The sequence below is a fragment of the Comamonas sp. A23 genome, assembly GCF_004522605.1.
GTDB lineage: Bacteria > Pseudomonadota > Gammaproteobacteria > Burkholderiales > Burkholderiaceae_C > Comamonas > Comamonas thiooxydans.
Window position 1 is genome coordinate 661,021 of record NZ_RSDT01000003.1, and the last position, 22,536, is coordinate 683,556.

The 22,536-nt window shown below is 59.7% G+C and carries 19 protein-coding genes and 1 pseudogene; 4 read left to right on the plus strand and 16 right to left on the minus strand.

What is annotated here, in order from left to right:
* The first annotated feature begins 200 nt into the window (after nt 1-200).
* Complete coding sequence (locus EIC84_RS11285; RefSeq protein WP_003071294.1) at nt 201-1,976, plus strand: bifunctional diguanylate cyclase/phosphodiesterase; 1,776 nt, start codon at nt 201-203, stop codon at nt 1,974-1,976.
* Between the two features lie 5 nt (nt 1,977-1,981).
* Here EIC84_RS11285 and EIC84_RS11290 read toward each other — a convergent pair whose 3' ends face one another.
* From EIC84_RS11290 to EIC84_RS11340, 11 genes are all read right to left on the minus strand, one after another.
* Nucleotides 1,982-3,145 (minus strand): hypothetical protein, encoded by a 1,164-nt coding sequence (locus EIC84_RS11290; protein WP_003071296.1) that lies wholly within the window; start codon nt 3,143-3,145, stop codon nt 1,982-1,984.
* Between the two features lie 29 nt (nt 3,146-3,174).
* Entirely contained in the window at nt 3,175-3,765 is a 591-nt protein-coding gene (locus EIC84_RS11295) for an immunity 22 family protein (protein WP_003071297.1), read from the minus strand.
* Nucleotides 3,762-4,403 carry a DUF4375 domain-containing protein gene (locus tag EIC84_RS11300; protein ID WP_003071298.1) on the minus strand — a complete coding sequence of 214 codons (642 nt, stop codon included), beginning with the start codon at nt 4,401-4,403 and terminating at the stop codon, nt 3,762-3,764. Before EIC84_RS11300 ends, EIC84_RS11295 begins: the two co-directional genes overlap by 4 nt.
* 3 nt (nt 4,404-4,406) lie before the next feature.
* Nucleotides 4,407-5,345, minus strand: coding sequence for a hypothetical protein (locus tag EIC84_RS11305; RefSeq protein ID WP_003071299.1), 939 nt, complete (start codon nt 5,343-5,345; stop codon nt 4,407-4,409).
* 31 nt (nt 5,346-5,376) lie between these two features.
* Complete coding sequence (locus EIC84_RS11310; protein ID WP_003071300.1) at nt 5,377-7,311, minus strand: StlD/DarB family beta-ketosynthase; 1,935 nt, start codon at nt 7,309-7,311, stop codon at nt 5,377-5,379.
* Nucleotides 7,312-7,328: 17 nt separating this feature from the next.
* Nucleotides 7,329-8,261: a fatty acid desaturase gene (locus EIC84_RS11315; protein ID WP_034363578.1), complete on the minus strand. Its 933-nt coding sequence runs from the start codon at nt 8,259-8,261 to the stop codon at nt 7,329-7,331.
* Nucleotides 8,262-9,005, minus strand: a complete 744-nt coding sequence (locus EIC84_RS11320; RefSeq protein ID WP_003071302.1) for a sterol desaturase family protein — start codon at nt 9,003-9,005, stop codon at nt 8,262-8,264.
* Between the two features lie 249 nt (nt 9,006-9,254).
* Nucleotides 9,255-10,253, minus strand: a complete 999-nt coding sequence (locus tag EIC84_RS11325) for a tripartite tricarboxylate transporter substrate binding protein (protein ID WP_003071303.1) — start codon at nt 10,251-10,253, stop codon at nt 9,255-9,257.
* A 142-nt stretch (nt 10,254-10,395) separates the two neighbouring features.
* On the minus strand, nt 10,396-11,340 hold the full coding sequence (gene rpoH / locus EIC84_RS11330; RefSeq protein WP_003071304.1) for an RNA polymerase sigma factor RpoH: 945 nt from the start codon (nt 11,338-11,340) through the stop codon (nt 10,396-10,398).
* Nucleotides 11,341-11,516: 176 nt separating this feature from the next.
* On the minus strand, nt 11,517-12,437 hold the full coding sequence (locus tag EIC84_RS11335) for a LysR family transcriptional regulator (protein ID WP_034363581.1): 921 nt from the start codon (nt 12,435-12,437) through the stop codon (nt 11,517-11,519).
* A gap of 50 nt (nt 12,438-12,487) precedes the next feature.
* Nucleotides 12,488-13,501: a tripartite tricarboxylate transporter substrate binding protein gene (locus EIC84_RS11340; protein WP_003071306.1), complete on the minus strand. Its 1,014-nt coding sequence runs from the start codon at nt 13,499-13,501 to the stop codon at nt 12,488-12,490.
* 111 nt (nt 13,502-13,612) lie between these two features.
* Here EIC84_RS11340 and EIC84_RS11345 point away from each other — a divergent pair, with 111 nt between their 5' ends.
* Together EIC84_RS11345 and EIC84_RS11350 are read left to right on the plus strand one after the other, a co-directional pair.
* Nucleotides 13,613-15,370, plus strand: coding sequence for an IlvD/Edd family dehydratase (locus EIC84_RS11345; RefSeq protein ID WP_003071307.1), 1,758 nt, complete (start codon nt 13,613-13,615; stop codon nt 15,368-15,370).
* A gap of 60 nt (nt 15,371-15,430) precedes the next feature.
* The gene (locus EIC84_RS11350; RefSeq protein WP_237704526.1) at nt 15,431-16,063 is read left to right on the plus strand and encodes a GntR family transcriptional regulator; all 633 of its coding nucleotides are present in this window, start codon (nt 15,431-15,433) and stop codon (nt 16,061-16,063) included.
* Nucleotides 16,064-16,071: 8 nt separating this feature from the next.
* On the opposite strand, the gene EIC84_RS11355 is transcribed toward EIC84_RS11350, so the two are convergent.
* The 3 genes from EIC84_RS11355 to EIC84_RS11365 form a co-directional block, all read right to left on the minus strand.
* Entirely contained in the window at nt 16,072-16,887 is an 816-nt protein-coding gene (locus EIC84_RS11355; RefSeq protein ID WP_003071309.1) for a 3-keto-5-aminohexanoate cleavage protein, read from the minus strand.
* A gap of 12 nt (nt 16,888-16,899) precedes the next feature.
* Nucleotides 16,900-17,886 carry a 3-hydroxyacyl-CoA dehydrogenase family protein gene (locus EIC84_RS11360; RefSeq protein WP_050789022.1) on the minus strand — a complete coding sequence of 329 codons (987 nt, stop codon included), beginning with the start codon at nt 17,884-17,886 and terminating at the stop codon, nt 16,900-16,902.
* Between the two features lie 538 nt (nt 17,887-18,424).
* On the minus strand, nt 18,425-19,999 hold the full coding sequence (locus tag EIC84_RS11365) for an MFS transporter (protein ID WP_003071314.1): 1,575 nt from the start codon (nt 19,997-19,999) through the stop codon (nt 18,425-18,427).
* Between the two features lie 127 nt (nt 20,000-20,126).
* Here EIC84_RS11365 and EIC84_RS11370 point away from each other — a divergent pair, with 127 nt between their 5' ends.
* Entirely contained in the window at nt 20,127-21,092 is a 966-nt protein-coding gene (locus EIC84_RS11370; protein WP_003071315.1) for a LysR family transcriptional regulator, read from the plus strand.
* 311 nt (nt 21,093-21,403) lie between these two features.
* Here EIC84_RS11370 and EIC84_RS11375 read toward each other — a convergent pair whose 3' ends face one another.
* On the minus strand, nt 21,404-22,267 hold the full coding sequence (locus tag EIC84_RS11375; protein WP_003071317.1) for an alpha/beta fold hydrolase: 864 nt from the start codon (nt 22,265-22,267) through the stop codon (nt 21,404-21,406).
* An 18-nt stretch (nt 22,268-22,285) separates the two neighbouring features.
* A pseudogene (locus EIC84_RS11380) lies at nt 22,286-22,536 on the minus strand (4-hydroxy-2-oxovalerate aldolase); the annotation flags it as partial.

Here is a 22,536-nt window from a genome sequence, read left to right on the forward strand (position 1 = left end):
TCGAATTCTGAAAATTATTGTTACATGTTGGTGTTTGATATAGCGCAAGGAGAGCGTGCGATGTCGCGCGCATAGTGAGCGACTTCAAACACTTGGCAAGGCTCGATCCGACTTTTCTAGAGTTGGGCATGCAGGCCGTTGATGCAGCATGGGGAGTGGCTGCACGCAGGGACGCCAGAGTGGATATCTGGAGTCTGTGTATGGCCGAGTGCCCTTTTTCTTCAATGCTCAAACCGGTGTCTGAACCAGCGCTGGCGGACTGTCAGCGCCGGCTGCGACTGGCCATGTCGGCCTGGCAGGAGGGGGTGAGTCTTTCCGCCATGCTGAGCCGGCGTGAGCAGCAGGCGCTGGATGCCGCTCCGGACGGCATTTTGCTCGTGGATCGTGACGGGAACATCGTGACGGCCAATGCCGCCATGCAGGCCATTTCAGGCTACGGGCGCGGCGAGCTCGAAGGGCAGGCGCTGGACACGCTGCTGCCGCCCGAGTTTCAGGCCGGGCATGGCCATTACCTGCGCAGCTACTTCGCCCAGCCATCGCGCCGGCCCATGGGGCTGGGTGGCGTGCTGTGGCTGCAGCGCAAGCAGGGCAATGCCGTGCCGGTGGACATTGCTCTTGGCTATTTTGGCGATGACGACAAAGGTCTGGCCATAGCCTTTGTGCGCGATGTGACGGAGTTGCATCAGATGCAGCAACGCCTGAAGTTTCAGGCCACCAAGGACACCCTGACCGGACTCAATAATCGCTGGCAATTCGGCCAGGAGCTGCAGGAGCAACTCAAGCTCGCGCAAGCCGACGGCGAAGCACTGGCCCTGCTGCAACTTGATCTCGACAACTTCAAGGCCATCAATGACGGCTACGGCCATGCAGCAGGCGATCAACTGCTGCGGGAGGTCGCCAGGCGGCTGAAGTCCCAGCTGCGCAGCGAGGGCGTGCTGGCACGCCTGGGTGGCGACGAATTCATGGTGCTGCTGGTGGGTGAGAATGCGGCCCGGGCCCGTTTCTGGAGCGAGCAGATACTGGCGGCGCTCTCCATCCCCTTCAAGCATGACGGGCTGGCGCTGGATTTCGGTGCCAGCGTGGGCATTGCCCTTTATCCCGACGATGCGCAGACTGGCGACGACCTGATGCGCTTTGCCGATATGGCCATGTACAGCGCCAAGGGCCAGGGGCGCGGCCATGCGGTGTTTTTCGAACCCGCCATGGGCAAGGAAATGGCCGAACGCGTGCAACTGGCCGAGCGCTTGCGCATGGCGCTCAGCTATGGTGGCTTGCAACTGCACTACCAGCCTCAGGTCAAGGTCGAGAGCGCCGCTGTGGTGGCTGTGGAGGCCTTGCTGCGCTGGCATGATCCCTTGCTGGGCAATGTCAGTCCGGCGCGCTTTATTCCGGTGGCCGAGGCCTCGGGCCAGATCGTGGCTCTGGGCAACTATGTGCTCGACGCAGCCTGCAAGCAGATCGCTTTGTGGCTCAAGGCCGGTACGCCGTTGCGGGTAGCGGTCAATCTTTCTGCCTATCAACTGCGGCAGGTGAATCTGGTCGAGCAGGTCAGCAGCTGTCTGCAGCGCTATCAGGTCCCGCCGCAATGGCTGGAGCTGGAAGTGACCGAATCCCAGGCCATGATCAATCCCGCTCAGGGGAGCGAAGTGCTGCAGGGGCTGGCTCGGCTGGGAGTGACGATTGCGCTGGATGATTTCGGCACCGGCCATTCGTCATTGGCCTATCTTCAATATCTGCCGCTGCAGCGCGTCAAGCTGGGGCGGGAGTTCCTGTTTCCCTCGCCCTGCCGTGACAGGTTGATGGGCGGCATTGTGCATATGGCCCATGCACTGGATCTGGAGGTGGTGGCCGAAGGTGTCGAAGAACTCGATCAGCTGCAGCTGCTGCGCGACATCGGCTGCGAGTTTTTCCAGGGTTGGCTGCATTCGCGCGCCATGCCCGCCGAGCAGGTGCGGGACTGGCTGGCAGTGGTTTGACGGGATTAGTGTGGCTGCTGCTTCCAGTCAGGCTCGGGAAAATGCTCGTTGGATGCGGTGACGATCAGGTCCAGCTCCGGCTTGCCATCTTCGTTGAAGCGCACTCCGGGGCCCCAGCGCGCCTGTTGGCGCTGGCCCGAAAACCAGAACAGCTTGCGCTCCCAGCTGCCGGGCTTGGGCGCCTTGCGGTTGGCCTGAGTCAGATGTTCCTGTATGCGTTGCAGCCCCGCTGCGAGACGCCATGGTGCCAATTGCAGAAGCGCCGCTTGCAGCTCTTGCACCCAAGGCTCTGGTACGGGCGAGAAGCGCTGGAATGACTGACCTTCGGCCAGTCTTCGCACGCGTTCGTGCAGCTCGATGCCATACAGTGCGCAGGCCTCGCTGATCTTGCCCTGCGCCATCAGCCGGCGTGCCTTGCGCTCCAGCGCGGAGTCCTTGGGGGCGTCTGCTGACGACCACAGCCAGCGGGCATCGCTCCATTGATGGCGGCAGTTGTAGAGAAACTCGGACGATAGAAGCAATTGCCAGCCGGGCATTTTTGACTGCATCACCGATCGAACCATCAGGCAGGGCTGGCGCTTGCGTGTGGCGGGGCCATAGGCCGCGAGTATGGCGGTGGTGCGCGCCGCAAGTCGTCCGCGACCATCGCGTGGCCAGGATTGAAGCAGGCGCACGGGGTCGATGGCCGCCACATCGGCCTGCAGCTGTTCGAGCGCCGGCCCGGCATCGGCAAGCGTGTCCAGCATGCCGAGGTTCAGATCCTGATCCATCGCAGGTACACAGGCTTCAGTCTCGTCGGTATATGGACTGCGGGCCATGGCCTGGATGGTGACCTGTGCCGGCGCTGCATCAGGCGCTGTGCGCCACTCATGCAGCAGCTGTGCAAAGCGCCCGGGGTTGCAGCTGACTTCATGGTGTATGACTTCACCGGCAGCATCGCGCAGCGTGATCCAGGCATGCAGCCTGTGCTCGGCGCCCAACTGCATGGCCTCCTCATATCTGGTGGCCGAGAAAGCGCCGTTGCCACCGTGGTGCACAAAGAATTCGACATCCATGGAGCCGGCTGCTGCGCTGCTGCTGATGCGTGTTCTGGCAGCGTCCTTGTGTTCGGCCTGGCAATCCGGAAGCTGCAGCCATTGCTGCGAAATCTGGGCAATCAAGTCTTGCATGAAGAAGATGAAAAAGCGCCTGAGCTGCGTCAGTCGTCAAAAAGACCCATGTAGCTCAGTCCGTTGTAGAGCTTGTCTGGATCGGTGATCGTCTCGCAGGGGTCGGCATAGACAAACATGGCGTTGGCCGTGTGAATGTCTTGGGTCTCGCAGGCCTGCACGATGAGCGCGAGTGATGCGTCGGAGTCCAGTGTGCTTTGCCCCACTATGGTGGCGACAGGGACCGGCTCGGGCAGCCAGATCACCAGCAGCAGGTCTTCGTCGAACAGAAATTTTCTGCCCAGGTCCTGGCAGAAAGCGCAACCCGTGACATCTTCGCTGCTGCCCTCGATGTCTTCGACTTCCAGATCCCAGTAACTGTCTGCATGTTCAAAGTAGCGGGCAAATTCCGGCTCGCCCAGCGGCGTATTGCCTATCCAGAAATGCAGTGCAGAAAAAGGCGCAGGCGGCGGTGTCGGGCCCAGCTCATCGACCCAGTCGAACAGGGTGCCGGGCTTGAGGTGGTGGCGCTTTTCCAGCTCCGGAAACCCGCCGCCTGGTGTGCGATTCAGCGCTTCGTCCACCAGGGCTTTGCGAAATGCCAGCGAATAGGTCTTGCTGGATTTGTTTTCAGACTTCATTGGACGGGTCCGTAGTGCATGACCACCAGCTTGTTCAAAGGCTCCGGGTAGTCCCAGAAGGCTTCTTCCAGTTCCTGCAACTGCTCATGCTCGGCGTCCGTCAGCAGTGCAGGCAGATCGGAGAAGTCCACATTTTCTGACGTCTCCTCGAAGCGCTTGAGTACCGCAAACATGTCTTGCAGACATTGATGCGTGAGGGGAGCGCCTATGGCCTGCAGAGCCTGCAGGGTGAGCTGATGGTTCTCCACTCCCCAGTTGCCCAGAAACTGCAGAAAGCCGCCGTTGTTGATATCGGCTTCCATGCGCCACAGAGCCACCAGTTCACGCTGGACCGGAGATATCCGGGTGATGTCCCATTGGGCGGCGAGCAGCGCGCCCATAGCCTGGTTGTAGAGACTGTCCTGATCCAGGTCCCAGACGCTGACCATGCCTTCGGGAGATGGCTGCCACAGCGCCGGCCAGTTCAGACCGTGATCCTCGTCGCTCAGCACCCATGCCAGGCGTTGCTCGGGTGTGGCTTTTTCGAGGCGGATATGTCGTTTGATGGGCTCGGCCAGTTCACGTCCATCTGCTAGTGCCAGCCAGATGGTCTGCTCGTCGATGCGAACGCCTGTGATGCGGTTGCTCTGTGGGTCCATGGTTCAGCTTTGTGCGGCGGTCTGATCCATCACCGTCTCGGCGGCCCGGTGCATCTTGGCTAGCTCGCGCGCGGGAATGGGGTGCTCGCCGTTGGCCATGCGTGTCAGCAGCGAGTGCAGCATCTCGGTGGACAGGCCGTGCAGCACCAGGCGGTAGGCCGCATACAGGGTGGACAGCGGCACCATGGGATGCTTGTTGTTGAGCAGCACCAGATGCTCTGGCGAGGCCAGGATCTTGGCGCAGTAAATGGCAACGGTTTCGTCGAGCTGCAGCGAGTTGCTGGCGCGCCAGAAGTCGTTGTCGGTCAGCAGCAGCTGGTAGATGGGCGTGTACAGCTCGATGGCGCTTTGCAGGTCGATGACGTTGAAGCGCCCGCGCGGCATGTCTTCGAGCCTGAGATCGGGCTCGCGGATCATGGAAAAATCGGGCTCGGCCACGGGTACCAGTTCCTGCCCGTTCTCACGCAGTGCCTTGTTCAGGCGAATCACGAAGTTGAAGAGGTTGAGGTCGTGCTTGAGAAACAGCTCGTCCTTCACATCGTCGATTTCCATGGGCATCAAGGGCGCGGTGCTGACCTTGGTCGGGGCATTGGCGGCGACGAAGGCCAGTACCTGGGAGCCCAGATGAAAGTGGCGCATGATGAGCCAGTTGGCCTCTGGCGAGAGAAACTTCTTCATGCCGAAGGCCAGCAGGCGGTGCAGCAGCATGGAGTGCGACCAGCGCTTGGGCAGAAAGATCTTCAGCGCCTGAATGACGATCATGGACAGCCGCGCCAGCGGCCGCATGGCCGGCAGAAAGAACTGGCGCGAGCTGCTGCTGCAGTCGCGCAGCCAGGCGGCTTTGACGTCATCGGGCAAAGGTGTGCTCTGGTCGAGGTAGAGCGCCAGCCAGGGGCTGGGGTCGCGCTCGTCCCAGACATGGTCGTTGAACTCGTTCTTCATGAATCCTCCCGGTGCTTTTTGCTGCTTCTAGTTATCGCTCGGCCAGCACATGTTGGAACTGCATCAGGTACATGGCGGCCGTGTTGCGTGCGGTCTGCAGTATGGCCTGCTGGGCCGTGCCTTCACTGTCCAGCTCCAGCGCCATCTGCACGGCCAGCAGCCAGCGCTCCAGGTGGTTCTCGTCGTTGGCACCGTGGTATTCGAGAAAGCGGAAGGCATCGGGCGGCAGCGGCAGGCTCTGGCGTAGCAGGGGCAGCAGGCTCGGAACGATGCGCTGGCCCGTGCCTTCGATGATGTAGATGGCGCCCAGCAGGCCGATCGGGTTGGGCGTGGCAGCCAGGCTGTGCAGATAGGCATTGAGCGCTTCGCCGCCGGGGTTGCGGCGCAGGCGGTTGATGTCGGTCTCGGTGCCGCCGGCCTTCAGATAGTCGCTGTGCAGAATCTTGAAGTCGTTCTGCTCCTCACCTGCATGCAGGTCGATCAGCGAGGCCAGCGTGGCGTAGTCACCGGTCAGCGAGGCCGCGCCTTCGCGCATCCACAGACTGCCTTCGCGCACCTGGGGAATCCAGTGGCTCATCCAGCGCAGATAGTCGGTGATCTGCAACTGGCGTGTGCGCATGCGCTGGAGCAGGGGCGTGCGCCAGACATTGCTGCGGTAGTCCTGCCAGATGCTGGCGAGCTCGGTTAGCAGTGGCGCCAGCTGCGATGGCGCAGCGGCCGGGTCATGGGGAGCGGCGATGGTGGATACATCGGGAAGAGCATCATCCGGCAGCGCCGCTGACTGTGCAGATTTCCACGGGAAACTGGCCTCTGGAGCTTGCTCGGTAATCGCATCCAGCTCTACTTCCCATAGCATGTAGCCTGCGGTGAAGCGGCCCGACTCGGGGATGAAGCAGAGTACGGTGTCGCCTGCTTTCAGGCTCTGGCCCTGCTTTTGCAGAAACTCCGACAGCATGATGAAGATGGAGGCTGCACCCGTGTTGCCGCGCCAGGCCAGATTGCTCCACCAGCGCTCGCGTGGAATGCTGAGCTGGGCCTTGCCCAGCAGCTCGTCGACCACGGGAATGAAGCGCTCCGACGAATAGTGGCAGAGAAAGTGGTCTATGCCGCGCTCGGGCACCCAGCCCTGGTGGGCCAGGGCTGCATATTCGTGAATGCAGACATCGAACAGATGTGGCAGCAGGCGAATGTCCTGGCGCAGTGCCAGAGCGCCTGCGGCCTCGGCATCGCTCCAGGCAGGGAAGTCCAGATGGCTTTTGCCGCGATCGGCCGTCATGCCAAGCTGCATGCACACGGGGTAGTCGCCGGCAAAGCTGCGCTGGTGCGTCCACTTGAGCTTGAGGCGCAGTCCGTTGGCCTGGGGCAGGGCCTTGGGGCCGCCCAGCAACACGGCGCCCGCGCCGTCGGACAGCATCCAGCGCAGAAAGTGGGCGTCGAAATCGGTGTCATAGCCCTGGGCTGCAAAGCGCGAGCGCTTGAAAAGGCGCGAGGGCATTTCGCTGGCCACCGACAGGGCCAGTGCATGGGCGCCGCTCTCCACGGCCATGGCTGCGGCTTGCATGGCCCCCACACTGGCGGCGCAGACCCCATGCACGGAAAGCGTTTCCATGGGCGGGGCGGCCATTTCGCCCTGAATCATGCTGGCAAAGCCGGGCATCAGCGCATCGCCCCCCGAGGAGCCACTGGACAGAAAGCCGACATCGCCGAGCTTTTTGCCGGCCAGGGCCAGGGTCTCCTCGATGGCGCCGGCAGCCATGCGGGCGTTGCTGAACACCGTCTGGCCTTCGCCATCAATGGCGTAGTGGCGGGTCTGGATGCCGTTTTCGGCCAGGATGCGGCGCTTGATGCGCTCGGAGATGCGGTTCAGCGGTGCTACAAACGCATCCATGCCAGCGTTGTCCACCGGGGCACCAGGCAGAAACATGCCGGCAGATTGCAGATAGACCTTGGAATAGGCAACAGGCATAGATCCTCAACAGGTTTTTACTTCACAGCGTCGGGCGGCATCTGCGGCTGGGTTCTTGCCGCGGGCCAGACCAGACCCAATACAAACACGCGTCCCATATAAGGCAGCAGGCCACCTTCGTTCAATGCAGGTGTGACCCGTTGGCGGTAAATGTGCTCATGCAGCCCGCTCAGTTCGGACCAGTGGGCATGCGGGCATTCATGGTGCGCGGTGTGCAGGCCAATATTAAAAAGCAGGGGGTTGACCAGGCCTTCAAAGTTGCGCGCGTAGTTCAGCTCGATACCTGGAGTATTGCGCTGCGCTCTGGTCATCGGCCTTCCATCGGCGTGGGCATGCTGCAGATAGTTGGTAGCCAGCAGCCAGTGCAGGCCGTGCAACTGGGGAAGAATGATGAAGATCAACGCCTTTTGCCAGTCCAGCCAGAGAAAGAAGCTCCAGCTTCCCAGCCACAGCGTGTATTGCCCCATGCAGTAGCGAAAGGCGCCAGGCCAGTGACGGTGCAGATTGTTCAGCCAGCGAAAGAACAGCGGATACAGCACGAAAGCCGCCTGCACCGGGTGCATCAGATAGCCCCACAGATGATTGGTATCGCCGCCCCATTCTGGCCGGTAGGTGCGTGCCAGATCGCGCGGTCCGTGGCGAAAGCGGTGGTGATTGGCCACATGGGCGGGCCAGAACACAAAGGTGGGGTGGCCTTGAAGCAGGGTCAGCCAGTAATCGGTGAAGCGGTTGGTCCAGCGCCCCCACCACATGCGCACATGGGTGTGGTTGTGATGAATCACGCCTACTCCCAATGTCAGAAACAGCTCGATGCTGTAGAGAATGAAGCTGAAGCCATGCCTCCACTGCCACCACACGAGCAGCGGCAGCAGAATCATGTAGAAGACGGATTGCCAGTCCCGCCAGTGGCGCAGGACTGGATACCGGCGCTGGCCTGGGTGCCTGCTCATTCAGTGACTGGAGCTTTTGGGGGTGTTGTCTGCGACCCGCGTGCGCATGATCTGGTCCATGAAGGCCAGCGCAAAGCCATAGTTGCCTGCCGGGCGCGCGTGGTGCAGATGGTGACGGCGGCTGGCGGCCAGTGGATGGGTATCTGAGACTGAGGGGAAAAAATCGTAGTTGGAGTGGCCGATCAGATTCAGGATCAGACTCAGCACCGGCACCGAGGCCAGCGACCAGAAGTAGAAGTCATGCACCAGCATGGGCAGCAAGATGATGTTGCCCAGCATCAGCGCCTCGATGGGGTGAAAGCTGTAGGTGGACCAGGGCGTGGTCACCACGGAGCGATGATGGTCGCCGTGATAGCGCACCAGGCGGCGCGTGTGCAGCAGGCGGTGGTTGATCCAGAAGTGCACATCGTTCCAGATCAGCAGCGCAAAGATCTCCACAACGATGCGTCCAGCACTGGCTGTGGGCGAGAGCTGGGCCCAGCCCAGTTGCAGAAAGCCCCAGGGGACGATCATGCCTATGCCGAAGATCAGTATGGAATGAAAGGACTGGCGCCATTCACGTTGCAACTGGTCGGGCTTGAGCGGACGTATATCCAGTGGCCTACCAATACCGGCACGGGCAAGAGATGCCGTCAGAGCGCCCATGAGCAGGCCGCCCAGAAGATAAATAAGCCCGAAAAAAACCAGGCCCAATGCCATGACTTGCCAGGCATTGAGCTGCGTGAACCAGGTACCAGCGTCCATGAAGGCTCCAAAAGCGGTGGCGCTGCCCCAGATACAACAATGCGCCCGACGGCATAGCGTAAACCCATGCCTGTCGGGCGCATGATAAAGGACGCCGCAGTAGCTCTCGTTGATACCCGCAGTCGCTTCAGCGTGTGGGATGGAGGAAAACTGGCGCACGTCATCTGCGTGACAGCGAGCAAGCGCCGCCGCGCAGTGAGGCTGTCGTCCCCCCTCGGGGGAAGCCGCAAAGCGGCTCAGGGGGCGTGTTTACTGCGCCGTGATGCCCTGCTCGCGAATGATGGTGCCCAGCGCCTTCACATCCTGCTGGATGCGGTTGCTCAGGCCTTCGGGCGAGCTGCCCACGGCTTGCCAGCCTTGCATGGACAGCTTCTGGCGCATCTCGGGCGTACGCACGATCTCGCTGACGGCAGCCGCCAGTTTGTCCACATGGGCCTTGGGCATGGACCTGGGCGCAGCCACGGCGTTCCAGATTTCCAGATCAAAGTTGTTGACGCCGAGCTCTTTGAGGCTGGGAAGGCCGGGAGCCAGCGGGCTGCGTGCTGCAGAGGTTACGCCAATGCCGTGCAGCTTGCCGGCCTGAATCTGTGCCATGGCCAGTGCCGGAGGGAGCATGGACAGCTTCAAATCGCCGCCCTGAATGCCGTTGAACACTTGAGGATAGCCGGTATAGGGCACGTGCACGGCCTTGATGGCCGAGCGGCTCTTGAGCAGTTCCATGCCCAGATGGCCCACGGTACCGACACCGGGCGAGCCATAGCTCCATTTGTCGCCAGCCTTGGCGGCCGCTTCCATAAAGGCCTTGCCTTGTGGGGCCGACGCAGGGGCCACCAGTACCAGCGGAGCCACGCCGATCAGGCTCACGGGCTGCAGGTCCTTGATGGGGTCATAGCGCACGGCAGGGTTGAGCATCTTGGCAATGGTCATATTGCCGTTGATCATCACGCTGAAGGTGTAGCCATCAGCCTTGGCGACATATTCGCCGGCGATATTGCCGCCGGCTCCCACGCGGTTTTCCACGATGATGGTCTGACCCAGCTTCTTCTCCAATGGCTCGGCCAATGCACGGGCTGTCAGGTCGGGCGAGGAGCCTGCGGGGAAGCCCACGATCAGATGAAGGGGCTTGTCGGGCCAGTTGTCGGCTGCCAGGACGGCCGGAGCCATTGCTGTCGCCACCATGGCGACTCCTGCCGCAACCAGGTTGCGGCGGGACAGGTTCTTCAAGATGTGCGAAGTGCGAATAGGCATGGCAGGTCTCTTTTGAATTCTTGATAGGCGATCGGTGTGCATGAGAACATGCATCAATGCCGAAAAATAAAAAACCCGGAAATTATCCGGGTTTGAGGTTCAGCATTTCAGCCTTTTAAAGGCTTGGAGCGCAAGTTGGCGTTTACGCAAACTCGGCCAGCGCTTTTTTCATCTTTTTCATGGCAGCTACCTCAATTTGGCGAATGCGCTCGGCGCTCACACCGTATTCGGCAGCCAGCTCATGCAGCGTCATGCCGCCAGAGCCGTCGTCATTGACCTTGAGCCAGCGCTCTTCAACGATGCGGCGGCTGCGGTCATCCAGTCCCTCCAGGGCCATGACCAGACCATCGGTCGCCAGATGATCGCGCTGACGCGATTCAAGCATGGCGGTAGGCTCGTGGCTGGCATCAGCCAGGTAGGCGATGGGGCCGAAGGCCTGCTCTCCGTCGTCGCTGGGAGAAGGATCCAGCAGCACATCGCCGCCGGCCAGACGGGTTTCCATCTCGATGACTTCCTCGCGCTTGACGTTGAGCTTGGCAGCAACCGCGTCAATTTCGTTCGAGGTCAGCGTCTCGCGCAGGGCCAGCTCTTCGTCCGCCATGGCAGCATCGGACTTCAGGTCATGCTTCATCGAGCGCAGATTGAAGAACAGCTTGCGTTGGGCCTTGGTCGTGGCGACCTTGACCATGCGCCAGTTCTTCAGAATGTACTCGTGGATTTCCGCCTTGATCCAGTGCATGGCGTAGCTGACCAGACGCACGCCCTGATCGGGGTCGAATCGTTTGACAGCCTTCATCAGGCCCACATTGCCTTCCTGAATCAGGTCGCCGTGAGGCAGACCATAGCCCAGGTACTGGCGCGAGATGGAGACGACCAGACGCAGGTGGGACATCACCAGACGCCCGGCGGCGTCCAGATCATTGTGTTCTTTGAGCTTGCGAGCGTAGTCCTGCTCTTCCTCAAGGGTGAGCATTGGCATACGATTGACCGCCGAGATATAGGCATCCAGGTTGCCCAGCGGAGGTACCAGCGCCCAGGGGTTCGCGGGCGCCAAGGCAGTAGCAATGGAGCCGGAGGCAGTTTTCATTGCAGGTTTCCTTTCTTCCATGATCTTCATATTAGCACTCCGTTAGAGAGAGTGCTAAAGACAAAGTTCCCACAGCTTTTGTTGGTTTTTGACGGTTCAGGCGGCTCGTGTCGATTCGTGGAGAATTTTTTACATTCCCTTCGACCTCTCTCTTTTGCGGAATCTGCAGCAGTGCTCTAGCTTGAATGAGAGGCCAGGTTGTGCAGGCTCGCTCTGATTAACGCCTCCAATGCCTTGGCCGCCGAGCTTCGAGGTGCGTGGCGGCGCATCACCATGCCCAAGGGGCGTTGAATTCCAGGGGGCGACAAAGGAATCTGCACAAGGTGGCCAGCTTGCAACAGCGATACGGCTGTTTCAGGCAGTGCGCTGATGCCCAGACCAGCACTGACCAGGGCTCCGATGGTTGCAATATGGTCAACTTCAAAGACAGGAGCGAAATAAAGCCCTTTTGAGTGCAGATCCGCATCAATGTACTGCCGGACGCTGGCAGAACTGGGCATGGAGACATGCGGATAGTCCAAGGTGTTCTCGATCGCGACGGGACCTGCCTGCTTGGATAGAGGGTGGTCATCGGGACAGATGAGAAAGAACTGGTCCTCCATCAATTGCTCATAGGCGAGGTCTTCTTGCTTGGGATCTGCTGCAGTGAGTGCAAAGTCGACCTTGCCATCACGAACGAGATCAAACGCAGGGCCAGATAAGGTATCAAGCAAGGACAAGCGTACCCCGGGATGAATCCGCGTGAATTCGGCAAAGACCTTTGGCAGCAGCGAGGCGGCCAAAGAGGGGAGTGCGGCAACCGTCACCGATCCCGTTCTGAGCTGGACGGTGTCCGTCACGGCCTGTAGAGCTCGCTGCGTATCTCGCAAGATCTCCTGGGCATGGGCAATAAAAACATGCCCCGCATCGGTCAGCTCGACAGCGCGAGTGGTGCGCTCAAACAGTCTTGCTCCGATCTGGGCTTCTACACGCGCAATCAGGGCCGACAGCGCAGATTGGGAGAGGTGAACCAGGAGGGCGGCTTGACCAAAGCTCTTGGTCTGGCTCAGGGCTACTACCGCTCTCAGGTCTTTGGTTGATAGGTTGGCTTCCACCACCAGAGTATAGGTAGCGGAGCTGCAGCGTCCTGGAGCTCCGTTATCTTCGCTTATTCAGCCTTGATGTCGCTGTCTTTGATCAATCGGGCCCACTTGGCGTATTCGGCGTTGATGATCTTGGCCGACTCGTCCGGCGTGCTGTAGGTAGCAATAGTGCCCTGGGCGAGCATGGAGTCCTTGACATCCTGCTTGGACAGAATCACTTTCAGCGCTGAATTGATCTTCTGAATGACTGCACCTGGAGTTCCTGCAGGAGCCGAAAGTGCAAACATGGAGCTGACCTGCATGTCTGGAAATCCAGCTTCCACGACAGTAGCGATGTCTGGAATCGAGGCAACGCGTTCTTTGGTCGTGGTGGCCAGGGCCCGGAGCTTGCCTGCCTTGATCTGGCTTTGTGCGGCAGGAACGGTGTCAATCATGGCATTGACCTGACCGCCGAGCAGATCGGAAAGAGCGGGTCCGCTGCCTTTGTAGGGCACATGAACGACTTCAACCTGTGTCTGACGCTTGAACATCTCGATCGAGAGATGCTGAGGCGAGCCATTGCCTGCGGATGCAAACGTGACGCTGCCGGGGCTGGCCTTGGCAAGCACTACCAGTTCCTTGACGGACTTCGCCTGAACATTGGGGTTGACCACAAATACTAGCGGAACGGTACCTACGACCGAGATGTGAGAGAAGCTCTTATGGATGTCAAAAGGAGTCGCAGCAGGCGTCAGCGCTGCATTGATGGTGTGGCTTGTGAATGCACCCATCAGCAAGGTGTAGCCATCGGCAGGTGATTTGGCGACTTGACCTGCACCAAGGCTACCGCCAGCTCCGGCGCGATTGTCGACGACGAACTGCTGCCCGAGTGCGTCTGAAAGCTGCTTGGCAAGAACGCGGCCAATGACATCGGTCGCTCCACCCGGCGCATAGGGAACTACCAGCCTCACGGGTTTGGTGGGGTAGTCAGTTTGCGCACAGGCTGCTCCCGATGCACCAGATGCGACGAGGGCGGTTGCAACCAGGTTAATGAGCTTGCGGCGGCGCATGCCCGGATTAACGAGTTCTGTGGGTTTCATGAAGTCTCCTTTAGGGTTTTCAGGTATGCGCTTTCTTGTTTGAGCGCTCGATTTTTCTTTTAATCAATAATATTATTAATAATCAGTGCATCAACAATGGTTAACCCTCCCATGACGAACAAGCCAGGCCAGCAAGCCACGATTCATCCGGAAGCCGCTTCGAGCGGCATTTCCAAAGGACTCACCAACTACGGTGATCGCGGTTTCTCTCTCTTTTTGCGCAAGGCCTTTATCAAGGGAGCGGGCTATACCGACAAGGCGCTGGACAGGCCTGTGATCGGTATCTCGAACACAGGCAGCTCCTACAACCCTTGTCACGGAAACATGCCGCAATTGATTGAGGCAGTGAAGCGCGGCATCCTGATGGCCGGTGGTCTGCCCATGGACTTCCCGACCATCTCGCTGCACGAGAGCTTTTCCCAGCCGACCAGCATGTATCTGCGCAACCTCATGTCCATGGACACGGAGGAGATGCTGCGAGCGCAACCCATGGATGCGGTCGTGTTGATCGGGGGGTGTGACAAGACGGTGCCGGCTCAGCTGATGGGAGCTGCTTCGGTCGGACTGCCGGCAGTGCAACTGGTTACTGGCTCCATGCTCACGGGATCGCATCGAAGCGAAAGAGTGGGTGCGTGCACCGATTGCCGGCGCTACTGGGGAAAATTTCGTGCCGAAGAAATTGATGCTGAGGAAATTTCCGACGTCAACAATCAGCTCGTCGCCAGCGTGGGTACCTGCTCGGTGGCGGGCACTGCCAGCACGATGGCCTGCATTGCAGAGGCTCTGGGGATTGGCATTCCTGGCAGTGCAACTCCTCCAGCGGTTACTGCCGACCGCATTCGAATTGCGGAGCGATCCGGTGAGGTGGCCGTGTACATGGCGCGTGCTGGACTGAGCATTGACAAGATTCTCACGCCTGCTGCCTTCGAAAATGCCATGCGGGTGTTGTTGGCCATGGGAGGCTCGACCAATGCCATCGTGCATCTGGCCGCGATTGCGGGTCGCCTGGGCTACGAGCTGGATCTCAAGGCTTTGGACGCCATGAGCCGCAATACTCCCGTGTTGCTCGATCTCAAGCCTTCCGGCGACCACTACATGGAGGACTTTCATGCAGCCGGCGGCATGCATACCCTGCTTCGAGAGCTCAAGCCCCTGCTGCACCTGGATGCTCTGACCGTGACGGGGCGCACCCTGGGCGAGGAGCTGGAGGCGGCCGGCCCCGGCTTCAAGCAGCATGTGGTCAAGACTTTGGATGCCCCCTTGTATCCACAGGGAGGCATTGCTGTGCTGCACGGCAATCTTGCCCCGGCAGGCGCCATCATCAAGCAGTCCGCAGCGAACCCCGAGCTGATGGAGCATGAGGGCCGTGCCGTTGTTTTCGAGAATGCAGAGGATCTGGCCGCTCGTATCGACTCGCCCGAGCTTGATGTTCAGGCCGAGGATGTGCTGGTGCTCAAGAATATCGGTCCCAAAGCAGCGGCGATGCCGGAAGCGGGTTACCTGCCCATTCCCAAGAAACTCGCCGCCCAAGGCGTGAAAGACATGGTGCGTGTTTCCGATGGCCGTATGAGCGGTACCGCTTTCGGCACCATCGTCCTGCATGTGACGCCAGAGGCGGCGATTGGCGGACCATTGGCCTGGGTGCAAACCGGGGACAGAATTCGCCTGTCGGTGCGCGAGCGCAGTATTGAATGGCTGGTCAGCGATGAAGAGCTGGCTATGCGTCAGAATGCCAAGCCTGTTCAAGTTCCTGTGGCAGAGCGTGGTTACGCGCATCTGTTCAAGAAAACTGTTTTGCAGGCCGATCGTGGCGCAGACTTTGATTTCTTGACCGCGACGCAGCGCAAGGGTTCGATTCCAAGGAGTTAAGTTCATATGCCGACGGGCGCTTTTGCCAAGGAGCGCCGTCCATCCGAGGACGGTGCATCCGTGATTGCCGCGACATTGGAGGAAGACATTGTTCTGGGCCTCTTGGCTCCCAGAGTGCGTCTTGTCGAAGATGATCTGATGGAAAGGTTCGCAGCCAAACGCCATGTGGTGCGAGACGCATTGGCTCAGCTGGAAAGTGCTGGCCTGCTTGAGCGCAGGCGCAACATTGGCTCCATGGTGAAGGCTTTCAGCAGGGAGGAAGTCATTCATCTCTATGAAATGAGAGAGCTGCTTGAGCTGGAGGCGATGCGCAGAATTGCGCTGCCTCTGGACCATGATGCCCTGGAGCAGCTCAGGCGCATTCAGGCCGGGCACGACGCAGCTATCCAGCAACAGGACCCGCGCGGCATTTTTCGAACCAACCAGGAGTTTCATCGGCTTTTGTTTGCTCAATGCGGCAATGTTTTTCTGTCGCAGTCCATCGAAGACTTCGCGCGCCAAACGCATGCGATTCGATTTGGAACGCTGATGTCCAGAGAGCGTCAGCTGCAATCCCAAAAGGAGCATCACGAGCTGCTGGCGGTGCTGGCGCAGGGGGAGGGGTCGAGGGAGCGCCTGATCCGCCTGACGGCAGAGCATCTTGTGCCTCCAAGAGATCACTACTTGAAGACACAAGAGGCGCTGCTGCCTTGAAGTGCTGATCAGTTCTGGAACATGCCTCGAATATCGTGAGCCGTGGCCAGAGGACGGCCCAGCGCTGCGGCTCCCTCGCAAACCTGGGCGACCAAGGCTGCATTGCTTGCTGCCGGCTCGCCGCTCTTCAGGAACAGGTTGTTCTCGAAGCCGACGCGCGCATGGCCTCCGAGACTTGCAGCAGCCATCGCGCATGCATTTTCCTGAGGGCCGAAGGCACACATCGCCCATGGATGGGCATCGTCGTGGGCATTCAGGAACGGCAGCAGATCGATGGGCGAAGAGGTCTGACCGGCGGAGTAGCGGCCCAGTACAAAAAGCAGAAACCATTTGTTTGCCGGGATGACGCCGCTTGCAAGCAGGCGCTGCCAGGCCTGCACGTCCGCCACGTCATACAGGATGACCTGGGTCATCACATTGCTCTGCTTGAGCCATGTGAAGAAGGACCGGATATCCGCTTCGGGAACTTCAGGTTTGAGTATTTCGCGCAAGCCGACAGAGATCGCTTCCGGAGCCGTTTCGCGGGCGACCCGCATCTGCTCGTATGGCTGGTAGACCTGTGCCGCTTCAGTGGTGACCTGAACCACCAGTTCCCGGCCCACTGCTTTGCGCACTGCAGCAGTGGCTTCAATGTAGGCGCGGGCATCGAGTAAATGCTTGCCGTCAGGCTTGCGTACATGCATATGAATCATGGACGCCCCGGAGTCCAGGCATTCCTTGGCGGTCTTTGCCAGATCGGCGGCAGTCAGAGGAACCTCAGGGTGCTGCTCCCTGGTCTTGTAGGCTCCGTTGGGGGCAACGGTGATGATCAGAGGTGTATTCATCATGCGCTCCTCTTATTGCTCGGCAGCGTCGCCCACGGAAGGCAATTCGCTCTTGAGAAGTTCGAGACCTGCCAGCAGCGTCTTCTGGTAGCGCTGTTTCTCTTGCGCGATGCTCTCCGGGGTCCACTTGAAAAATCCTTCACCGGACTTCATGCCGAACTTGCCTTCAGCCACTCTTCGCGAAAGGCATGGGCTTGGCTCCTTGTTGTCCGCCAGAGACGGATACATAGTCGCTCCAGCGGCGCAGTGGACTTCCAGACCTGCATGGTCGCGCTGAAGCACGGGGCCCGCTGCAAGAAAGCGAAAGCCGAAGCCAAAGCGCACGGCTGCATCCACATCCTCGGCCGATGCAATGCCCGCTTCAATCAGTGCAAAAGCCTCGCGAGCCAGCGCGTGCTGAAGGCGGTTCGCCAAAAATCCTGGCAAATCTTTCTTGACCAGCACCGGCACCATGCCGCACTGGCGCATGAAGGCATGAAGGTTCTCTGCGCATTCCATGCGGGATGCCTCGCCGCACACCACTTCGACAAGAGGCGTCAGGTGCGCAGGCATGAAGAAATGCAGACCCAGCATGCGTTCCTGCGTTGCCAGGCCTTGTGCAATGGCTGTAATGGGGAAGCTAGAGCTATTGCTGGCCAGCAATGCATTCTTGCGGGCGCGCTGCTCGAGTTGCTTGAAAAGCGCTTGCTTGATGTCCAGGCGCTCCGGGATGCATTCGATCACAAGATCCACAGAGCTCCAGTCGAGGTCGTCCAATGACGAGACGACGGACAGGTGGGCAAGCTGCTGCGCCGCATCCAGTTGGGTCAAGCCGTGATGGACCAGCCCAGGGACTTTGGCAGCCCGGTCGGCATCGGGCTCGACAACAGTCGTTTTGCAAGCTCCTCGGCAAAGGACGACCGCGACATCGGCTCCCATAGTCCCGCCGCCAATAACAACAACATGTGACCGCGAGGGGCGGAAAAAGTGCCCAGGCGCACTGAAAGTCTTTTGCTCCAACAGATATCTCCAAGTTCTATGAGTCTTGAAGGGAGTCTGGATGGTTTCGATAAATTTGTTAAACAAATTTATTGGGATAAATATCCTGATTTTTAAATATATTGCGATGTGCCTCTTCTATCCGTGAGGAACCGTCGACACGATTCAGCAAATCGCAGGCGGTGCAAAAGTACGGCAGTCTTTGATCGACTTGGAGCGTGCTATGAATTTGCCACGGCAACGCATTGGGCCGCTATTCCGCTCACTGGCACCAGCGTGGACGCTACCTGGAGTGCTGCACTGACATTCACCAAAATTAGAAACAAGGTGCATGGTAGAGAGATGCACCAGAGCTGGAGAGGCAAGCAGTGGTACTTCCGCATGGGTGCTGATACTGGCCTGGTGCACACAGTACGTGACACGGCCGCCAATGTCGGCGAGCTTGTCGAGGCCAGCAGCTTGCTATGCAGGAAGGAAATCGATGCCCATGGAAATGCAGGCTGCCAAGTTGCAGATCAGCGAGCCGATTCTTGCCCATGTGCATGGAGCGCCATCAAAGTCAGCGGGCTGCCCTGCGACCCGAAAAGATCACAAAGCTGCCCAGTGCCAGCAGCCACACGGCGATGGCCGCATAGAGCATTACGCCGCCAAAGCTGTGCACCAATGCCTCGCGGGCAATGTCTGTCAGTGCCTGTGGCGAAGTGACGGCGCCAGCGCCTGCCTGTTGGGCGTACAGGGCTTGCAGGTTGCCAGAGGCAATGCCGTTGGCCATCTCGCGCAGCGCTGCAGCATCGACAGGGTCGCGCAATGCGGTTTGCAGGTGCTGCTGTACGCCATGCACCAGCAGGAAACCCATCAGCGCGATATTGATCGACAGCGTAATCATGCGGGCACTCATGTCGATGCCGGACGCCATGCCGGCGCGTGTGCTGGAGACCGCTGCCGTGGTGGTATTTGTCACCGGGGTGTTGGTGATACCCAGCCCTGCACCGGCAATCATGCAGCCCGGCAGCACGTAAAGCCAGTGGCTGTGGGCGAGCTGGCTGCCAGCGAGCATCAGCATGAATCCAAGGCCGATGGCGAATAACCCCAGCGGAATGGCGATACGCGGGCCATAGCGCATGGCGATGCGTTCTCCAACCACCGGGAACACCAGCGTGGGAAGGGTGTAGGCTAGCAGCGAGACGCCGGCGGCCGTGACATCCTGACCTAACGCACTTTGAAAATAGATGGGCAAGTAGATGATGAACGCCCAGAAGCTGAAGTTCATGCCCATGGAGCCCATCAGCGCACCGGAGAAATTGCGCACCCGAAAGACGGAGAAGTCGAACATGGGATTCTGGGCACGCAGTTCCACCCACACAAAGGTTGCAAAACTCAGCAGACCCACAGCCATGGCGGCCAGCGCAGACATGCTGCCAAAACCGGTATCGGAGCCCTGCGTCACAAAGAAGGCCAGGCCGAACACCGCGAGGGACAGAGTGACGATGCCCGCAAGATCCAGCGCGCCGGCCTTTGGGTCATGCGATTCCTGCACGGCGATGGCGGCCAGAAAGAAGGTCAGCGTGGCAATCAGCACGTGTACCCAGAATACCCAGCGCCAGTCCGATAGGGCGACGATCATGCCGCCAATCAGCGGGCCGAAGCCCAAGCCTATGCCGAGCATGACTCCCCAGGTGCTGAAGGCGCGGCTGCGCTCGGCGCCTTGCGGAAATTGATGCGAGAGGACGGCTACCAGGCAGATCAGCATGGCGCCGCCGCTGGCCCCCTGGAACACGCGGCTGGCAATCAGCATCGGTGTGTTCCATGCCAGGCCGCACAGCAGCGATGAAAACGCAAAGAGGGCTATGGAGATCAGAAAGATCCGCTTGCGGCCAAACCGGTCCGCCAGTGTCCCGGTGGCCATGAGCACCGAGACGCAGGCGATGGTGTAGGCATTCATGATCCACTGAATGTCTTTGAAGTCACTGTGCAGAACGGACTCCAGCGTGGGCAAGATGACAGGCACGCTGGATATTTCAAGGCTGAACATCAGTGCGGCCAGACAGACCGATAGCAGCGCAATGCGATTGCGCCGGGTCGGTGCAGGCTCCAGGCTGCTGGTGTTCAAGAGATCAACATCATTCGAGGACATGGTTGCGCACTCCAGAAAAGGGAAACGGCGTTCTGGCGCAGAACGTTCAACGCGAGTCTATGGGAATAAAATTCTTAAATTTACGCACTTATTTCCCATCATTGGGGAGTTGAAGGATCCAATTGACATGACTGTGCAAGACCCTCTGGAAGGAGTCTCCACCTTTGTGCTGGTGGTGGAAGCGGGCGGCTTCACTGCTGCTGCCAAGCGGCTTGGCGTGACGCGCTCTGCCGTGGGAAAGGCCGTTGCCAGGCTGGAGGCACGTCTGGGCTCGCGGCTACTGCAGCGCAATACGCGTACCCAGACCCTGACTGCGGAAGGACAGATCTACTACGAGCGCTGCACCCGTGCACTCAAGGAGCTGGATGCAGCCGAGGCGGATCTGGACAGTGGCCGCATGGAGCCCATCGGGCGCCTGCGGGTCAGCGTGCCAGAAGGCTTTGGGCAGCTGTGCGTGGCGCCAATACTGCTGAATCTGACGCGTCTGTATCCGCAGCTGAGCATCGATCTGTCGTTTGGCGACCGTACAGTCGATCTGATCGAGGAGGGGTTTGACCTGGCCATACGCATAGGCCCGATGCAAGACAGCGGCACTTTGTCTGCGCGCCTGCTGGGCACACAGCACATCAGCATCGGAGCTTCCCCGGCCTATCTGGCACGCCACGGCACGCCCGGCAAACTGGAAGAGCTCGATGGTCATGCGGTCATCAGTTACTCGCACTCGGGTGTTGTCGCTCCGTGGAATGTTTCGCCAGTTGCTGGGCGAGACGGCAGCTTGGACTACCGCCTGCAGGTGCGCACCCAGATCAGCATGGACGATATACAGGCCATTGCCGCTGCTGCTGTGGCGGGCTATGGCATTGCCTGGGTCCCCTGCTGGCTGCTGAGCAGCTATGCTAAGCGTGGCGAGCTGGTACACATCTTGCCCGCTTATCGAGCCCGCTCTTACGAGATCCATGCACTCTGGCCACAGGCACGGCAATTGCGTTGCAAGTTGCGGGTGGCCATTGACGCGCTGGTGGCCGAGATTCCGGCTTTGCTGAATCCTGAGGATGCGGTGGCAAAAAATGACAATTCAATCCGCTCTCGGTAAGGGCTGAATTTTCCCACTAGCGGAGCATGACCCGGGCGGATATGTTTGAGTTGCAGAAGGATCACAGTGAGTGAAATGCTTCGAAATGGTCCTCGCGACGAGACGCGGAATTTCGCTTGATTGATGCCAATATCCGTTTGACAACCAGGCTGTCGCATCCAGCTGCGCTCAATCGGCGGCGGAGTCTGCTGGAGGCAGGGATGGTTGGGCCGCTGCCTGCTCTGCATCCCAAAAAAGCCATTGAGCATGTTGTCCATGCATGGCATTCATCTCAATGGCTTGCTTCCACTTCTTGCTGGCTCACTGACCGGTCAGCGAGCGAGAAAGTCTTGAACCATATTGTTGAAGACTTCGGCGTGCTCCCACTGTGCCCAATGGCCGCACTGACTGAACACGTGGAATTCCGAGTTGGGAATGCCCCATAGCAGGCGCAGGCCGATGTCCAATGGCACAAAGCGGTCGTCACGGCCCCAGATGATCAAGGTCCTGGCCTTGATTTCATGCAGGCGTGCGCCGTAGTCGCTGAACTGCTTCGGGTTGATCTGGGCGCTCTTGACGAAGTTTTCGAGGTGATCGCGGCGGGCCAGGATATTGGCCAGACGCTGCTGATACAGCTCTTCGGTCAGGCTGCTGCTGTCGTACACAAACACATTCATCATGCGCTTGAGGTTCTCCACCGTGGGGTCGCGGTACAGCGCACCGATGAGCTTGATGCCTTCTGCGGGCATTGGCACGATGGCGCTGGGTCCGCCGGTGCCGCCGCCCATGAGGATGAGCTTGTCCACCATTTCGGGATTGGCCAGCGCAAAGCCCACGGCGCTATGACCGCCCATGGAGTTGCCGATGATGTGAACCTTGGCGATGTTCAGCGCGTCCAGCACCGCCTTAAGACAGCGTGCGTTCAGATCGGAACGCGAGCCTGTGCTGACAATGGTGTCGCTTTTGCTCCAGCCGGGGCAGTCCAGCAAAATGACACGGTATCCCGCATCCACCAGCGGTTCGATATTGCGGTGGAAGTTGGCCCAGCCGCTGGCGCCTGGGCCCGAGCCGTGCAGCATGACTACGACTTGCCCGCTCTGGCCGACGTCGTTGTAGTGCAGTTGCAGGGGTTGGCCGTTCTCGGTGATGGTGATGAAACGGCTTGTGGATTCTTCAGTAATGGATATAGCGGACATCTCATATCTCCTTAGCGCTTAAGCAGCTTCGCTCACAGTGGGGGGTTGATGTGTAAGCTCGTGCTCCTGTCGCTTGAGCAGGTCCAGCGCTACGTCAACAATCATGTCTTCCTGCCCCCCGACCATGCGGCGCTTGCCCAGTTCCACCAAGATATCCACGGCCTTGAGTCCGTATTTGGCGGCAGCCACTTCAGCGTGACGCAGGAACGAGCTGTAAACGCCTGCGTAACCCAGTGCCAGCGTCTCGCGGTCCACGCGCACCGGACGGT

Bases quoted from the DNA above. Each gene is read 5' to 3' on its own strand.
- EIC84_RS11325 (WP_003071303.1), bottom strand. From the start codon at position 10,253: ATGCCTATTCGCACTTCGCACATCTTGAAGAACCTGTCCCGCCGCAAC.
- EIC84_RS11305 (WP_003071299.1), bottom strand. From the start codon at position 5,345: ATGAAGAACGAGTTCAACGACCATGTCTGGGACGAGCGCGACCCCAGC.
- rpoH (WP_003071304.1), bottom strand. From the start codon at position 11,340: ATGAAAACTGCCTCCGGCTCCATTGCTACTGCCTTGGCGCCCGCGAAC.
- EIC84_RS11310 (WP_003071300.1), bottom strand. From the start codon at position 7,311: ATGCCTGTTGCCTATTCCAAGGTCTATCTGCAATCTGCCGGCATGTTT.
- EIC84_RS11320 (WP_003071302.1), bottom strand. From the start codon at position 9,005: ATGGACGCTGGTACCTGGTTCACGCAGCTCAATGCCTGGCAAGTCATG.
- EIC84_RS11355 (WP_003071309.1), bottom strand. From the start codon at position 16,887: ATGAATACACCTCTGATCATCACCGTTGCCCCCAACGGAGCCTACAAG.
- EIC84_RS11295 (WP_003071297.1), bottom strand. From the start codon at position 3,765: ATGAAGTCTGAAAACAAATCCAGCAAGACCTATTCGCTGGCATTTCGC.
- EIC84_RS11370 (WP_003071315.1), top strand. From the start codon at position 20,127: ATGACTGTGCAAGACCCTCTGGAAGGAGTCTCCACCTTTGTGCTGGTG.
- EIC84_RS11285 (WP_003071294.1), top strand. From the start codon at position 201: ATGGCCGAGTGCCCTTTTTCTTCAATGCTCAAACCGGTGTCTGAACCA.
- EIC84_RS11315 (WP_034363578.1), bottom strand. From the start codon at position 8,261: ATGAGCAGGCACCCAGGCCAGCGCCGGTATCCAGTCCTGCGCCACTGG.
- EIC84_RS11340 (WP_003071306.1), bottom strand. From the start codon at position 13,501: ATGAAACCCACAGAACTCGTTAATCCGGGCATGCGCCGCCGCAAGCTC.
- EIC84_RS11300 (WP_003071298.1), bottom strand. From the start codon at position 4,403: ATGGACCCACAGAGCAACCGCATCACAGGCGTTCGCATCGACGAGCAG.
- EIC84_RS11365 (WP_003071314.1), bottom strand. From the start codon at position 19,999: ATGTCCTCGAATGATGTTGATCTCTTGAACACCAGCAGCCTGGAGCCT.
- EIC84_RS11375 (WP_003071317.1), bottom strand. From the start codon at position 22,267: ATGTCCGCTATATCCATTACTGAAGAATCCACAAGCCGTTTCATCACC.
- EIC84_RS11290 (WP_003071296.1), bottom strand. From the start codon at position 3,145: ATGCAAGACTTGATTGCCCAGATTTCGCAGCAATGGCTGCAGCTTCCG.
- EIC84_RS11345 (WP_003071307.1), top strand. From the start codon at position 13,613: ATGACGAACAAGCCAGGCCAGCAAGCCACGATTCATCCGGAAGCCGCT.